This window comes from Cryobacterium sp. 10S3 (assembly GCF_034344045.1).
GTDB lineage: Bacteria > Actinomycetota > Actinomycetes > Actinomycetales > Microbacteriaceae > Cryobacterium > Cryobacterium glucosi.
The window spans coordinates 2,303,033-2,318,056 of record NZ_CP133773.1 but is presented as its reverse complement, the minus strand read 5'-3'; the positions used below and the strand labels follow the sequence as shown (position 1 = coordinate 2,318,056).

The 15,024-nt window shown below is 63.8% G+C and carries 10 protein-coding genes and 1 pseudogene; 10 read left to right on the top strand and 1 reads right to left on the bottom strand.

Translation table 11 applies throughout. From position 1 onward, the window contains the following. Positions 1–899 precede the first annotated feature (899 nt). Entirely contained in the window at positions 900–1,676 is a 777-nt protein-coding gene (locus RHM57_RS10795; RefSeq protein WP_322188017.1) for a sigma-70 family RNA polymerase sigma factor, read from the bottom strand. 619 nt (positions 1,677–2,295) lie between these two features. On the opposite strand from RHM57_RS10795, the gene RHM57_RS10790 reads away from it, so the two are divergent. The 10 genes and pseudogenes from RHM57_RS10790 to RHM57_RS10745 all read left to right on the top strand — a co-directional run bounded on the left by RHM57_RS10790 (position 2,296) and on the right by RHM57_RS10745 (position 14,976). Next, complete coding sequence (locus RHM57_RS10790) at positions 2,296–5,736, top strand: hypothetical protein (protein WP_322188015.1); 3,441 nt, start codon at positions 2,296–2,298, stop codon at positions 5,734–5,736. Between the two features lie 236 nt (positions 5,737–5,972). Continuing rightward, positions 5,973–6,719 carry a hypothetical protein gene (locus tag RHM57_RS10785; protein ID WP_322137469.1) on the top strand — a complete coding sequence of 249 codons (747 nt, stop codon included), beginning with the start codon at positions 5,973–5,975 and terminating at the stop codon, positions 6,717–6,719. A gap of 83 nt (positions 6,720–6,802) precedes the next feature. Further along, on the top strand, positions 6,803–7,309 hold the full coding sequence (locus RHM57_RS10780; protein ID WP_322137468.1) for a hypothetical protein: 507 nt from the start codon (positions 6,803–6,805) through the stop codon (positions 7,307–7,309). 469 nt (positions 7,310–7,778) lie between these two features. Beyond that, positions 7,779–10,352: pseudogene (locus RHM57_RS10775) on the top strand (FtsK/SpoIIIE domain-containing protein); the annotation flags it as partial. Between the two features lie 137 nt (positions 10,353–10,489). Continuing rightward, on the top strand, positions 10,490–10,756 hold the full coding sequence (locus RHM57_RS10770) for a WXG100 family type VII secretion target (RefSeq protein WP_322137467.1): 267 nt from the start codon (positions 10,490–10,492) through the stop codon (positions 10,754–10,756). Between the two features lie 87 nt (positions 10,757–10,843). After that, positions 10,844–11,116, top strand: coding sequence for a hypothetical protein (locus RHM57_RS10765; RefSeq protein ID WP_322188013.1), 273 nt, complete (start codon positions 10,844–10,846; stop codon positions 11,114–11,116). Positions 11,117–11,217: 101 nt separating this feature from the next. Next, positions 11,218–12,810: an IS21 family transposase gene (gene istA / locus RHM57_RS10760; protein ID WP_322138239.1), complete on the top strand. Its 1,593-nt coding sequence runs from the start codon at positions 11,218–11,220 to the stop codon at positions 12,808–12,810. Next, the gene (locus RHM57_RS10755) at positions 12,807–13,577 is read left to right on the top strand and encodes an ATP-binding protein (protein WP_322137582.1); all 771 of its coding nucleotides are present in this window, start codon (positions 12,807–12,809) and stop codon (positions 13,575–13,577) included. Before istA ends, RHM57_RS10755 begins: the two co-directional genes overlap by 4 nt. A gap of 212 nt (positions 13,578–13,789) precedes the next feature. Then, a complete protein-coding gene (locus tag RHM57_RS10750) occupies positions 13,790–14,278 on the top strand; it encodes a hypothetical protein (protein WP_322188011.1) in 489 nt (162 codons plus the stop codon). Between the two features lie 62 nt (positions 14,279–14,340). After that, a complete protein-coding gene (locus RHM57_RS10745) occupies positions 14,341–14,976 on the top strand; it encodes a hypothetical protein (protein ID WP_322137465.1) in 636 nt (211 codons plus the stop codon). The last annotated feature ends 48 nt before the right edge of the window (positions 14,977–15,024 follow it).

The window sequence follows — 15,024 nt, the reverse complement described above, 5'->3', positions numbered from 1 at the left end:
GTCTGTCGGAACCTGTTTGGTGCGCGTTTCCCGTGTACTTCTCTATATGCGCGAGGATCATGAAAAGTGCAGGGTTCTTTGATTGTTGCCATCGATTCTCGGATCTTCTAGTACCCCTCGGCGTATTTTTCGCGCACGGCGAGTATCGCCCACAAGCAATGGAGATATGGCACCTGTATTTCCTCCCGTCATTTCAATGCCCCTCTGCGGCAGACAACTTCAGTGTCACGTGCTTTGGCCGGATCACACCGCAGTGCTCGGCCAGGGGGTGGCGGTGTGTCGATACCGGCGTCGCAGTGGTGCAGGCCGAGCGTGCGCTCCGCTCCGTCGGTCATCGCGAGTCCTCGCGGTGACGATGTGGAAAGCTTCGCCGGTCTTGCGCGCTGGGCGTGCCGAGAGGGACTCCGTCTCGGCTCAACGTTCCCCCGTCATCCTTTCACTCGATGCACGGCCAACTGGCGCGCGCAGACAACTGGCGAAGTTGACGATGCCATCACTCGCAACCTGTTCGGCGCGCACTTGATCTGTCATCCATCCGGATCAGAGGACACACGCCGCCGCCCATTTAATGGGCAGCTGCCGCAGGCCCAACAGAATCAATTCGTTGACCGCCGCGGTCATCTGTTCGTTCTGCGGCGAGGGTGTGCACAAAGAGGATCCCGGGCGCCGCAGGCTGCCCTGTCCATGCGTGCGCCGAGCCCGGTTGCGTCACGTGAGATTATGACAAGCGGGTACGTTCGTCCGTTGGAACCGCTGACTCCTCCGAGGCCGTGGGCGGCCTTCTCATCGATCTATCCCACAAGCGATGCGTGCTGACCGCGGTGCCGTGTGGGCGCCTAGGGCGGCCCTGGGCCGGTAAGCGGGGTCTACGAGTCGACGGCGGTCTGCACTGCCGCGGTCTACGTTTCGAGGAACGTGCGGAGGTGGGGTGCGGTCTCGGCCAGAGCCGTGAGTGCTCGGCCAAGGCGATACTGCACACCGCCCACAGTCAAGCCTCGCGCGAGCGCCAACTCGCGCATAGTGGACATCGGGTACCCGTCCAAACCGAAATGCTCGCCGAGAATCGTCCGCTGGTCGCGCGTGAGCCGCGACAGTCCAACCAAGATTTGCTTCTTCATATCGGCAGCCACTGCCAGCTCCTCTGGACCTGGTTCAGTGCTGGGCGCCAGGTCCTGCAACAACAGGGAATCCGCCCGGCCGGCGATCGCCGCATTCAAGGATGTGGGCCGCGGGATTGGGAGCCCGCGACGGTTGAGATCTCTGCGCTGATCGCGGCCGGCTAAGTCTTGGGGCATGCCGGCGCGGGCAACAGCCTCACCGTGCATGGCGTGCGACCTTCGCAGGTAGGTGCCGAGGGGTACGCCCAGGGCGGGGTCGTAGGTGCCGATGGCCTCGAGGCATCTCAGGTATGCCTCAGCCGACCGATCCTCTGAGGCTTGCGCGTTCGGCGAGGTTCGAGTGGACTCGCGTTCGATGAGAGGCATGTAAGCGACGATTACGGCGTTGCGCGCTGACAGTGCAGAAAGACGCTCGTCGCGTGTGGCCTCGGGGGAGCGACCCGCCACCATCTTAACGATGAGGCGCGTGTGCTCCGCGGGGGCGAGCTTGACCCCGTAGGGTGCCGGCGCGACCGCGCGGACCGTCGGCTTGGTCTGGATACTGGCGTTGGTGTCCACTTGGTTTCCTCACATATGACGGACCGGGATCGGCGGAGCTGGTGCTCACTGAGGTAGTGGTGGGATGCGCAGCCAAAACGCAACACCGCCACGAAGACTGCGCGTATATGAGTACGCACATGCGTGAACGCGAGGGATAGCCGTGCGGGACAGTCGTGCGGGACAGCCGTCGGCTTCTATTGGCCAGGCTTTGACCACGCTGCCCAGCGATTGGCCAGCGATTGGCCAGACAGTCTTCCGCTGAAACAAAGGGATGTAGAGGCATTAAGAGATATATGGACAGAAATATGTAAAGAGATAGGCATCTCTGAGCATTTCTTTCTGCCTGTACCTCTACGGCTGTACCTCAACGGCTCTATCTCTTAGCCTTTCTCTCCTATTTTCGGGTTCCGGCCATTCGACCTCTAACACCCTTGCATCCCTGTCACAGCGCGGAACACTTTCTGGGCAGGCTCCGGCCAATGCTGGCCATTCGGCCATTTCTCCTGAGTCCCTGGCCAGAGGATCGAAATTCTTGGGCTCCTCTGGTTGCGTTTCAGACGCCACTATCACCACTACTCCTCGAGCAGATCAGCTCCCGGTCTCAACCGGTACCAAGCACAAGCCCGAGGGGCACTAATTGACCACCATCAACCTGAACAAGGGCGCCTGGCTCGCGCACCACGCCGCCGTCTATGCACGGCATGCGGAGGCTTTTCCGGCGGGATCCGTAATCAGCGTCTGTGCGCGTAGCGCCGGATCCAGCGTCTTCCGTACCGCCGGCTTCGCTGCTCCCGGTGACGCCGAGGCCGCCTGGAAGCTCATCGAGCGTGAGGCAGCCCAGGGGGGCGATACCTGGGTGTCGGTGGGGGTAATTGATGGGTCCGTCGCTGCTGCCGGCGGCCGCGGCAAGAAAGCGGACGTTCTCGGGATGGTGGCGCTGGTCGTCGACGTGGACACGGACGATGGCGAGCACCGGGTATCCAACAACCCCTCGCGTGCGGAGGTCACTGAGTGGCTCACCGAGATTCCGGCGCCCACGGTCTCTGTCGATTCCTCCGGTGGTTTCCACTGGTGGTTTGCTCTGGACACGCCCGTGGACCCGCGCACCGTCGAAGGCGTTGAGCTCATCGCCCGCCATAGGGCGTTCTGGCTGGCCTTCGGTGCCCGCCGTGGCCGTAACATCGACGCTGGACCGCTGCACACTCTCAGCCAGGTTCTCCGCCCTGCCGGCACAGTCAACGCCAAGGGCGCCGAACTCAAGCCCGTCACCCTGGTCACAGCCGGCGGTCCTGTCTACAGCCACCAGGACTTGCTCAGCATCTACCCGCCGCTCCCTGTCAAGGCTCCTGTCGCTGTCTGTAACCGTGCCTTCGCCCGCTCAGCCACTCTTTCCTCCCCGCGCGATCCAAACGCAGCCCCGCGCCTGGGCGATCTGTTCGCCGTTGGGTTCCCCGTCGACTCCTTCTTGCAGGAGGTCTTCGGCGCCGACCTTAGAGGGAATGGCGTATCCATGCCGGATAGGGCAGGTGACACGGCGGACCGCGACTCGGGCCGGTTTTTCGAAACGGCCGATGTCCAGCGCGTAACATTTTTCAGCTCCACTGCTCAGGCAGGATTTGGACTTGAAGATGACGCGCACTCACATAGCAGCTTTGACGTCCTCGCTCACACCGTCGGCGGTTACAAGGAAGCCTCCGCTCTTCTCCGGCCGTTTGCCGGAGAGTGGTTCAACGCCGACCTGGTTGACGCTGTGATCGCCGCAATGCTCCCGCGCGTTGCTGACGCGTTCGGTGTTGTAAAGCCTGTCACTTCCGATGCACCAGTCCCAGCGCCCGCACATGCTTCGGACGAGTCCATCCCGTACTCGGACGTGCCGCCGCCCGATTCGGACTTCGACTTCGAAGGGCCGGTCGTAGTTGTGCAGGAGGCAGCGCCGCGTGTTGTCTACCCGGCCACCGCGGCCGGTGACCAGAGCGCTGTTGACGCTCTCCTGGCCACTCGCGAACCTTCAATGCAGGGGACGCGATCAGCAGCCATCGTCGCCACCGACGAGTCCGAAGTCCGCACCACACCAACTCCACCGCGGACAGTAGAGAAGGTGAAGCTCACCGTCGCGCGGGCGATCGAGACACGGACGCCCTCGACATTCAAGCTCTCAAACCATGTCGAGGTTCGCCTCTGGGACGCAGGCCACGGCGTGTACGAAATGGTCAAGACCGTCGATGATGAGGGCATCGAGACGTGGAAGGCCCGTCAGATCTGCGATTGGGTCCCGTGGCGCTCCATGGTGGTGTCTCGTGCTTCGCTCAAGAACGGATTTCCGGTTGAGAACGGCGAGAAGATGGTCACTGTCACTATCGCCCGGTCCGACGAAGTTGTTCGGTCCGCGCCAGGCTTCACCCCCGAGGATGCGACTAACCCGGCCGCGGTTGTCCAGCGCCTCGATATGGGAGTAGCTCTGCCGATCGGCAGCACCAAGAAAGAGCACCTGGCGAACGTTCTCCGGGAGCTCGGTTCCGATGACGCCTCCACCCGGATCCAGGAGCTGACGACCATGGGGTGGCTGGTTGGCGAGCCCGGCGTCCGTACCGGCGTCACCTACGCTGCGCCTGGCGGCTCTGTCAATGGTTGTGGCCGGGTGCAAGATATTTCGGTCGGCGTTCCCGCGAAGTCCGACGTCGACTCGTTGACTCCGACCCATTTTGCCCACGGATGGCGGGCGATCGCCACGACCTCGGAGGAGCTGCGAGAGGGCGCCCAGGCGCTGGCGGAGTTCATCAAGCTCAGCCCGAACGTCGAAGCACCCGTAGCGCTGGCCGGGTTCGGAATGATGGCAAGCGCCCCGCTCAGCCTCAGCCGTCGTGCCACCCTCATGGTCGCGAGCCCGCCGGATATGGGCAAGACGCTGCTGTTGAGCGCGATGCAGTCATTCCTCACGCCGGCGTGGCGTGCGGGGTGGACCGGCGGCACGCTGATCTCCTCGTCAGCCTCAGGCTGCGGCGTCCTCTCCTCGTACCTGGCCTCGGCCACCGGCTTCTGGGATGACTACCGCGTCCCGGAGATCCCTGCCGACGCCGCCAGGGTGAAGGGTGCGCTGGCTCGAGTGCTGCAGGCCTCCTACACGGCGGTCTCCGGAGAGGCAAAGGGCACGCAGAACGGCGGACTTCGCGGATCGTCGGATGCGTCCACAACCTCGATCGTCTCCGGAGAGGCACTCAGCGAGGAACAGGGGATCGCCTCACGCGTTGTCTCCATCTCCCTGGAAGCGGGCCGGGCCGACATCGCCATGCTGCCGATGGGTACATCTCCAATCGACGAATGGCGGAAGAAACGCCCGGATGCTGCAAACCGGCTCTTCGGCGCTTACATCTCCTACCTGGCCCGCCAGATCGACAAACTCCCTCGCGGACTTTCGGACTGGACAACGGCGAACGATGAGCTCAAGGCAACACTGATGCCGAAGACCGGCGGCCGGTCGGCCGAGACCGCAGTCGTCATTGCGACCGGCTGGTCGCGGTTCCTGGACTTCGCGGCTGAGGCGGGGATCGAAGATCTGCTGCCGACGATGGCCGACGTGAACGTCGTCGTGTCTCGCCTGGCTGAGACCTCGGGGGAGCGGGCGCGCAACACGAACCCTGCGAGCACTCTGGTCCGGGCAGTTCGTGACGCGATCGCCGGCGGGTCTGTATATCTCGAGCTCGCCAACGGCGGTGTCCCGGTGCTGGAACAAGCCCGCAGTCTTGGCTGGACCATCAGACCTGACCGCATCGGGACTCTCGAAACGGTGCCGTCAAGAATGGCTGCCGGGCTGATCTCGATGGACGGAAAGTATGTCCTCCTCTACGGTGCCGCGCTTAAAGACCTCAAGCGTTTCACTGCCGTCGCCGCTGTTCCGATGGGCCAGGTCGATGGGGGTTTCGCTTCGGTCGTCGTAGCGGGAACCGAACCGGGCGGGAAGAGCCCGGTGCCACTGGGACTGAACCGCAAGCGCGGGTATGTCGTAGCCGCCGACCTGCTTGACCTGCCAGGCACACCGCTCATGGCCATGCAGGGCCCAGCGGACCAGCAGAACTACTAGGCGCCTCTTCGAACGGCCCGTCGACTTTCCCCGTCGGCGGGCCGTTTTTGCTGTGCCGCATGCCTATGGATTGGGTCCTGAGCGCCCATCCGTGCCAAAAACTTGACGCCATCTCACCCCAGTTCAGGGGTGATTTCTGATTTTGACCTGTTTTTGCCTGTTTTGAGGCCATTTCGGCGCGGTTGAGCGCCCCCTTTGTCGCATGTCTCCCTCCTGACGCCACAGGGAGGCACAAATTGTCAAAACAGATTCTTACCGCGGAGCACGCAGCGGAACTGGCCGTACGAATCCAGGCAGCCGGGCCATTCGAAACGGCGAAGATGCGGTCAGCGCGCGAAGACCGTAACAGCGCGCGTGTCGATGGTGGCCGTGAGGAGGAACCAGCGATTCCACCGGCGGCGTGGGGGCTTGCTGCTTTCGCCGAAGGCGCAGTGAAGAAGGCCGGCGCACGTTGGGCGGCCGCCAACCCTCAGCTGGTCTGGGACGACCTTCTGCAGGTTGGCCGCATGGGAGCGGCCGCGGCGGCCTTGACGTTCAACCCGTCTAAGGGTGCTTTCGTCGCCTACGCCAAGAACGACATCAACGGCGCCATTCGCTCCTACGCATCTGAGATGCACGAAAACGTCTGTATCCCCTCTGACCTGGTGAGCTCAACCCAGCGTGGCTCCGACGCCCAGAAAGCCGCCGCCGGGGCGTGGTCCAATACGGCCTCGTTAGATACAGATGACGCCGACAGCGTGCCTCTCCGTGAGCGCATCGGAGCGCCGGAGCCGACGCTCTCCATCGAGGAGAAGCAGGCGATCCGCGCAACAGTCAAAACCCTGAGCCAGGTGTCCCAGCGTGTGCTCGCCTTGGTCATCGATGCCGATATGACCTCTGCCGCCGCCGCTAAGGTCCTCCTTACCTCAGAGCAGGCCGTCCGCGCAAATCTCAAGCGCGCCCTTGCCGCCCTCGCACCCCTTTTAAAAGAGCTGCTCGGCTGACGTTGCGTTTTGGAAGCCCCTCACTCCACTACTAACTGAGGAGGCGAGGCGCCTCCAGAAGACATCGATCAGAAGGAACGCACATGAAATGCAACGTCATCTCTCGCCTAGAAGTGGTTGAGAACGACGTCTACCTGAGAACGCGCAGCGGACGAACAGTCACTCTTTTTGCCAAGGTCGAAGTAGTTGAAGGAGCCAGCCCTCCGGCAGCTGAACTCAGGATCGGTGTGGTCGAGAGCCCCGTCTGTCGAACGGTCCGGGTAACGTCTGACGATTTCGTCGACGGCGAGTTCGATCTCTCCGATGTCCACGACGAGCTCCACTCGATCGCATACGGCATTGGCAAGACGTTCGGTCTCGACGTGTACAACGCATCGCTTCCTGGCGCCGACAACATCGCATGGACGTTAGCCGACGAGCTCACCGGTGAATACCGCGAGCTCGTGATCGACCAAACCGCCGAAATGGCAGTGTTCCGATCTGGCGCAACCCCAGCTGAGGCAGCAAGCGGGGCGAGTCCTGATGATGAGCAACCCGTCGAACCTATCGAGGTTTTACCCCAACCCACCCAAGAAGGACTCACACAATGAGAACCGAGATAGACGCGCACATCACCAAGCTTCAGAGAATGAATTCACGAATTCACGAACTCCGGGAAATTGCCTACCACTATGACGCCCGGGTTTACCGCGGATGCAGCGAGGACCGCTACCGCGCATTGGCGAACGAATACTCGAACCTGGCCAACGACTTCTCTGACGCTCTTCGGGCGGCGGCGGCACATTGGCCGTGGCCTCACCTGCGGGCACCCAGCGTCCCGTCCTCCTCGGACGACACGTTTTACAGCTCGTACGACTGCCCGGAGTGCTTCCATGATGGAACAGACCTGGTCTTCCCGGCGCCACCAACGTGCCAGCGGTGCGGTGTCTTTGTCGAGCACGTTCCGCTCTGAACACCATCCCGACCGGAACTATCTGCTCGCGCGATGGAACCGTCCACTGAGTCAGATTGCGAGCTCGATGACTTCTTGTCGGATTTCAGGAAGGTACCGCGCATGTACTTCCTGAGGGAGTCGACCGGCTCCCTCTCGACCTGGTGCGCCAGCCGGATGCCGTGGTTGAGCGGTGGCGGGAGAACAACTCCCTGACCCTGCGCGACGGTTCGCCGCCGCAGCGTCGCAAGAAGGAGGGCAACCTGCGCGCCCTCGTGGGTCATGCCGGCGCGGAACCGTTCTATCTCGACCTCCGTACCCAGGGCCCGCACGCTCTCGTCGGCGGCACGACCGGAGCGGGCAAGAGTGAGTTCCTTCAGGCGTGGGTGCTGGGAATGGCCGCCGCGCACAGCCCCGACCGGGTCACGTTCCTCTTCGTGGACTACAAGGGCGGCGCGGCTTTCGCCGACTGCGTGCAGCTGCCGCACACCGTCGGACTTGTGACCGACCTGTCGCCGCACCTCGTGCGGCGGGCACTCACCTCGTTGCGTGCCGAGCTGCGGTACCGCGAGCACCTGCTCAACCGCAAGAAGGCCAAGGACCTGGTGTCGCTCGAGAAGACCGGTGACCCCGAGACGCCGCCGAGCCTGCTGATCATCGTCGACGAGTTCGCCGCCCTCGCCCAGGAGATGCCCGAGTTCGTCGACGGCGTCGTGGACGTGGCCCAGCGCGGACGTTCCCTCGGACTGCACCTCATCCTCGCCACCCAGCGACCCGCCGGCGTGATCAAGGACAACCTCCGGGCCAATACCCCGCTGCGGATCGCACTGCGGATGGCCGACGCCGAAGACTCGAGCGACATCCTCGGCACGCCGATGGCCGCGCATTTCGACCCGTCGATTCCGGGCCGGGGCGCGGCGAAGACGGGGCCCGGCCGCATCGCTGCCTTCCAGACCGGGTACGACGGCGGGTGGACGACCGACGCGCCCGCGCGGCCCCGCATCGACGTGCACGCGCTCAACTTCGGCACGAGCACGCCCTGGGATCTCCCAGAGCCGACGATCGCGGAAGTGCGCGATCCCGGCCCGAACGACATCGCCCGCATGGTGGTCACGATCACCGCTGCCGCTGCGAAGGCGGCCGTTCCCGAACCGCGCAAACCGTGGCTCGACGAGCTCCGGGCCGTCTATGACTTCATGGAGCTTCCGCATCCTCGCACCGACGAGCGCCTGCTGCTCGGCGTGATCGACGATCCGAAGACCCAGTCGCAGCCCACGATGTACTACGAGCCCGACCGTGACGGCAACATGGCCATTTATGGCGCCGGCGGCGCAGGCAAGAGCGCGGCGCTCCGGGCGCTCGCCGTGGCCGCGGCGGTCACATCGCTCGGCGGCCCGATCCAGGTCTACGGCCTCGACTTCGGTGCCGGCGGGCTGCGAATGCTCGAAGACCTGCCCCACGTGGGAGCGATCATCTCCGGGGACGACGATGAACGCGTCATCCGCCTTCTGCGCACCCTGCGCGATCTGGTCGACGACCGTGCAGTGCGTTACGCGGCGGTGCGCGCCGGCAGCATCGGCGAGTACCGCCTGTTGGCGAACCTCCCGGACGAACCTCGCATCCTGCTGCTCGTGGACGGGATCGGCGCGTTCCGGGAGTCCTACGAGTTCGCCTCCAATTCCCAGTGGTTCACCGTCTTCGCTCAGATTGCGGCCGACGGTCGCCCGCTCGGCGTGCATGTGGTCATGACAGGAGACCGGGCAAACGCCGTGCCGAACTCGATCAGCTCTACCGTGCAGAAACGCCTCGTACTGCGCCAGGCGACCGAGGAGGAGTACATGCTTCTTGGGGCTGCCAAGGACGTGCTCGACGTCACCTCGCCACCCGGTCGCGGCATTATCGATGGAAATGAAGTGCAGCTGGCGATCCTTGGGGCGAGTTCGAACCTTGCCGTGCAGTCCCGCGAGGTGCAGCGGCTGGCGGCGAGCATGCGTCGCCAGGGCGTCGCCGAGGCTCCTCCGGTCGGTCGGCTCCCCGAGAGCACGACCCTGGGCGGACTGCCGGTCCTCGATGTCAACGGCCTGGCGGTCGTCGGTATTGGCGATGAGGGCCTGGCCCCTCTCGGCATCGTCACCCGCGGTGCTTTCCTCATTTCCGGTCCTCCCGGCAGCGGGCGCACGACCGCGCTCGCGACCTTCGCCGCTTCGCTCCGCCGTGTTCGCCGGCGACCCGCGCTCGTGCTGTTCAGCGCCCGCCGGACTGCGCTCAGCCAGACTCCGGGCTGGGAAGAGGTCGCCGACTCCATCGACGACGTGGTGGCTTCGGTCACCCGGCTCACCGACCGCATCGAGGAGAACGAGTTCGCCCCCGGTGAGCTCGCCCTGCTGATCGAGGGCATCACCGATTTCACGGGCACGGATGCCGAGCATCCGCTCGACCGGTTGATCAAGCTCGCGGTGCGGGCCGAACTCTTCGTGGTGGGGGAGGCGGAGAGCTCCACCTGGTCGCAGGCCTGGACGCTCGCCGCCGCATTCAAGGCCGGCCGTCGCGGCTTGCTTCTGATGCCCGGCGACATGGACGGGGACACCCTGCTCGGCACCTCGCTAGGCCGGCTCAAGCGCGGCGACTTCCCACCGGGCCGGGGCTTCCTGGTCGGCGGCGGCCGGTCGGCACGCCTGCAGATCGCCCTGGGTCAGCCATGAGGCCCGCACGGCATGGGGAATTGACCCCATCGACGCGTACCGGGCCGCGCACCTAGCTTTGCACTAGGCACACAGCCGAACTGCAGAAAACCGGCTCCGGATGTTCCGGATTCCGACAAAGAAAAGGGGAATGAAAAATGGCCGTATGGGGTCTTGATGTAGAACAGGTTCGCCAGCTCAGTGGTCAGCTCTCGCAGAAGGCGGGCGACATCGAGTCGGTACTTTCCACCCTCACGAACACGCTCGGCAACACGCAGTGGACGGGCCCCGACTCGGAGTCTTTCCGCAGCGACTGGTCCGGCCAGCACACGACGGCGCTGCGTCAGGTCATCGAAGCCCTGAAGAACGCCTCCCAGAAGGCTCAGGCCAACGCCCAGGCGCAGGAAGAAGTTTCCCGCGGCTAGTCGGACCCCTCAGTGGAGTGCGGCCCGCGGCGGCCGCACTCCGAGTGAATCATCGAATCAAGGCCGCGCACGCGACAGGGGATGAGCATGGCAGGAATGTACGGGGCCGACGTCGAGCAGCTGCGAGCGCTCGCGAAGGTCTTCAGTGATGCGAGCGATCGCCTGGAGCGTGACCGGATGACGGTCGGCAACCAGATCAAGATCAACGCCTGGGTCGGGCCCGTGGCCACCCAGTTCCGGATGCAGTGGGACAGCGAGCACAGCGTGTGCGTCGCATCCGCTGCGCACCTGCTCGCCGAGAGCGCGACGAAGCTGTGGCGAGTCGCCCTATCGGGTAGCGCTGTTCTGACGATCCGGTAGCGCGATTCCGGGGACAAGGTAGCGCTCGACGCGGGTGTGCTGCTCTGCTGTGAAACGACAACACATGGGGTGTTGTCGTTTCACGTTTGGAGTGCTGGTTCATGGCGGATTATCGAAAGATCCTGGTGTTGTTGCTGGAGGGGCGCAGTTATCGGGACGTGGTGGAGATCGCGGGGTGCTCGCACCGCGCCGTGGCCCGGGTGAGCCAGGAAATCCAGGCGCGGGGCGTCACCGCGGCGGATTCAGTCAGCGACGCCGATCTGGCCGGGTGGTTCCCGGACGGGCGCCGGAAAGTGTCCGAGGAATATGACCAGCCCGACCTGTCTCGGGTGCTGGCGTCGATGAAAGCGAACCGGCATTTCACCCTGTTGTTGGCCTGGCGCCGCTACGTCGACACGAAGGACCTCGGGAAGAAGTATGGCTATTCGCAGTTCTGCGCCCTGTTCACCGACTACGTCCGCAGCCACGACTTGGTCGCGGTGCTGAACCACGAGCCGGGCCGGGCGATGCTGGTGGACTGGGCCGGCGACACCATCGAGCTGGTCGACGCGGTCACCGGTGAGACTACGAAGGCGGTGCTGTTCGTCGCGGTGCTGCCGTTCTCCGGGCTGATGTTCTGCTGCGCGTTCATCGATATGAAGTCGCCGGCCTGGCTCGACGCCCACGTTCAGGCATTCGCATTCTTCGGCGGGGTGCCGCAGATCATCGTGCCGGACAACCCGACGACGGCGACAAACCGGTCCCACCCCGGCGATGCGGAGCGGGTCGTGAACGCCCGCTATCAACAGCTCGCCGACCACTACCAGTGCGCGATCGTCCCCGCCCGAGTGAAGAAGCCCCGGGACAAGGCGTCGGCCGAGAACGCGGTGAACGTCGTCAACAAACGCGTCATCGGGTATCTCGAGGACGATGTCTTCACGACTCTGGCCGAGTTGAACGACGCGATCGTTGAGCGGGTGCGGGAGATCAACCACGATATCCGCCGCGCTGACGGCTCGACCCGGTGGGAGAGGTTCGACGCCGAAGAGAGGAAGCTGCTGGGATCGTTGCCGGACGCGGCATTCGAGGACGTCCAGTGGAAGGAGCTCAAGGCAGGCCGCAACTACCACGTCACCGCCGACACCCAACGGTATTCGGTGCCGTTCGCGTTGGCCGGCAAGCTGTTGCGGGTGAGGCTGACCGCCTCGACGGTGACAGTGTTCGACGGGAACGACATCCTCTGCCAACACCCGCGGTTGACGGGCCGGAAAGGCCAGTACTCGACCCTGCCGGAGCATGTTCCGCCGCAGCACCGCAATATCGACGGGCTGTGGTCCAGGCGGTGGTTCACCGATCGGGCCCGCAGTTTCGGCCCGGCGACGGTCACGGTGATCGAGCAGATCCTCGACAGCCAGGCAATCGAGGCGCAAGGGTATCTGGCCTGCCAGAACATTCTCGACGGGCTCGGCAAGAACAACCGGCAACGGCTGGACGCCGCCTGCCAGGAGCTGCTGAACCGTCACGGGCACCCCACCTACACGACGCTGAAACACCTCATGGCCACGATCGACAGCGACGCGAAGAAACCCAAGCCGTTGATCCCGGCGGCCTCGACCCGCAAGCGCGGCAGCACCGTCGTCTTCCGGGACACCGGACCCGACGTCTATGTTCGCGACGCCTCCCACTACGAGATCGGCGAAGGGACCGGGCGATGACCTTCACGAGCATCGACTACGACAAGTTCCGCGCCCTGCGGGTCACCCATGTTGCGACCCGGCTGGAGGAACTCATCCAGGACGAGGCCAACGACACCCTCACCCCGGAGCAGCTGTTCCTCACCGCCGTCGACGACGCGTTGGAATCCCGGCGGGTGAACAAGGTCGAGCGCCTGATCCGCCAGGCACAGCTTCCGATTCCCGGAGCCACGATTGCGGAAGTCGACTACCGCGACGGGCGCGGCATCACCCCCGTTCGGATGCGCCGCTATGCCACCCATCAGTGGCGGGCGGATTCGACGAACCTGCTCATCATCTCGCCCAGCGGAGGCGGGAAAACCTACCTCGCCTGCGCGCTCGGGATCAGCGCCAGCCAGAGCGAGCACACGGTCGCCTACTTCCGGATGGACGACCTCGCCCGACGGCTCGTCATCGCCCGCGGCAATGGCATCGCGCACCAGAAGCTGCTGAACGAGCTGTCCAACATCGACCTACTCATCATCGATGACTTCCTCACCGTCGGCATCGACAGCGACGCCGCCAGCGACTTGTTCGCGGTGCTCGCGAACCGAGAACACCGGTTGCCGACGATGATCGCCTCACAAACCGGACCCGCGCACTGGGTCGCCGAACTCCCCGACCGGGTCGCGGCGGACTCGATCGTGAACCGCCTCGCGAACCACGCCCGGATCATCAACCTGGGCCAGATTGACATGCGCAGGCACCGCAACGAACAAACCCGCAGCCACGACACCTACTGGGAGTGAAACCGCAGCGGCCCGGGCAGACAGTCCGGGCCGCTACCACTTAGGCAGAAGAGCGCTACCGGGTTATCAGAACAGCGCTACCCGATGAGGCGACGCGCCAGAAGCTGCGCAAGAACGCGCAGGAGCAGGAAGACGCGAGCCGCAGCGACGGGCCCAGTTCAGGGTCGAGCCGAGCCGCATTCCCCATCGGTGGTATCTCGGATTTGAGGACGATGTGGGCGACCGCTGGCCGCATCCCGGAGGACATCCTGAGGAGTTTCTTCGCTTCGAATGCCAATAGGAGCGTTCAAGATCTCATCGATGCGATTCGGGAAGGCGAAGTTCCGGGTCGAATCAAACCGTGGGACCTGCTGGCCTCAATAGGTGCGGTACGGGATATTCCTGGACTCAGTGTCCTATCGAATTTCATGGATGTTGCGCATGACGTCGACAAGATTCAGAACGGGACGTTTGATGGCTATGACGCTGCCGATTGGATTTCCAAAGGACTCAAGGCCAATGGGGATCCTGTTTCCCGGCTGTTGGGGGCCAACGTCAAAGTTTGGTCCGAGGTCTGGCGCGAAGGAAGCAAGGCTGATTTCTCGCAGGCAACGATTGACAACAACGCAAACTTTGCCGCGACCAATCCGGGCGCCGTGATCGAGGAAATCGGTAAGGCCACCTTCCAAGTCGGGTCAAAGCTGGTCGGCTGGCTGCTGTAGTCAGCTTGCACTTTAGTAGTCCTGAGCTCGCCTATTCTGCACGACCCATTGAGGGGAAATTCATGACCATAGTACTGACCGACGACGAGTTGGTTGCCGTTGCCGTTGAGCAGAGGTCCGAATGGTTGGGCAATCTACCGACCGTTTCGGCTTCGGACGCCGCAGACTTGTTGAAAGCCTCCGCGCGAGGCTACCGTTCCCTTGCCGTTCGCAGCCTGCTCAGCGCTAATAGTCCCGGTGACTCTCGTCTCGCGCCCGAGTTGCTTGTCGCAGTCGGTTCTGCAGTTGGACAACGGCCACTGCTGTACGTCTATATCGCAGATGCGTCTGACCCACTGACTGTGACGGGTTCCTCTATCGCGGTCTTCTCTCCCGCAACCAAATCCTCGGATACCGTGACAGTGGTCGTCACTCTGGCCAGTGGAATCAATGAGATCGACATTCTCAAAAAGTCGTTGGCAGCGAGCTCAGCTCGCGCCTTCATCAACCAAATCTATCTGGAAGGGTTCGGTCCGGCCAGAGACTCTGACGCGCTCGAAGCGGTAGCCCTGGTGTTGGGGACCGACGGTACAGACGTCTTGCGCGTCACTCACGGCGTGGTTAGACAGGGCGCTCTCGTGAGTGGGGAGTCGGAAGCAGTGATCGCGAACGAGCGGCAGCTTGACGAATTCCCGTCAGCGCTCTTCACGATTCTGTGATGTCAGCGGGTCGAAAGCGCAGATTTCCGACTGACCGGAGCTGAGCAC

Excerpts from the sequence above, each read along its gene's own strand:
- RHM57_RS10770 (WP_322137467.1), top strand. The coding sequence starts at position 10,490 with ATGGCCGTATGGGGTCTTGATGTAGAACAGGTTCGCCAGCTCAGTGGT.
- RHM57_RS10755 (WP_322137582.1), top strand. The coding sequence starts at position 12,807 with ATGACCTTCACGAGCATCGACTACGACAAGTTCCGCGCCCTGCGGGTC.
- RHM57_RS10750 (WP_322188011.1), top strand. The coding sequence starts at position 13,790 with ATGTGGGCGACCGCTGGCCGCATCCCGGAGGACATCCTGAGGAGTTTC.
- RHM57_RS10745 (WP_322137465.1), top strand. The coding sequence starts at position 14,341 with ATGACCATAGTACTGACCGACGACGAGTTGGTTGCCGTTGCCGTTGAG.
- istA (WP_322138239.1), top strand. The coding sequence starts at position 11,218 with ATGGCGGATTATCGAAAGATCCTGGTGTTGTTGCTGGAGGGGCGCAGT.
- RHM57_RS10765 (WP_322188013.1), top strand. The coding sequence starts at position 10,844 with ATGGCAGGAATGTACGGGGCCGACGTCGAGCAGCTGCGAGCGCTCGCG.
- RHM57_RS10780 (WP_322137468.1), top strand. The coding sequence starts at position 6,803 with ATGAAATGCAACGTCATCTCTCGCCTAGAAGTGGTTGAGAACGACGTC.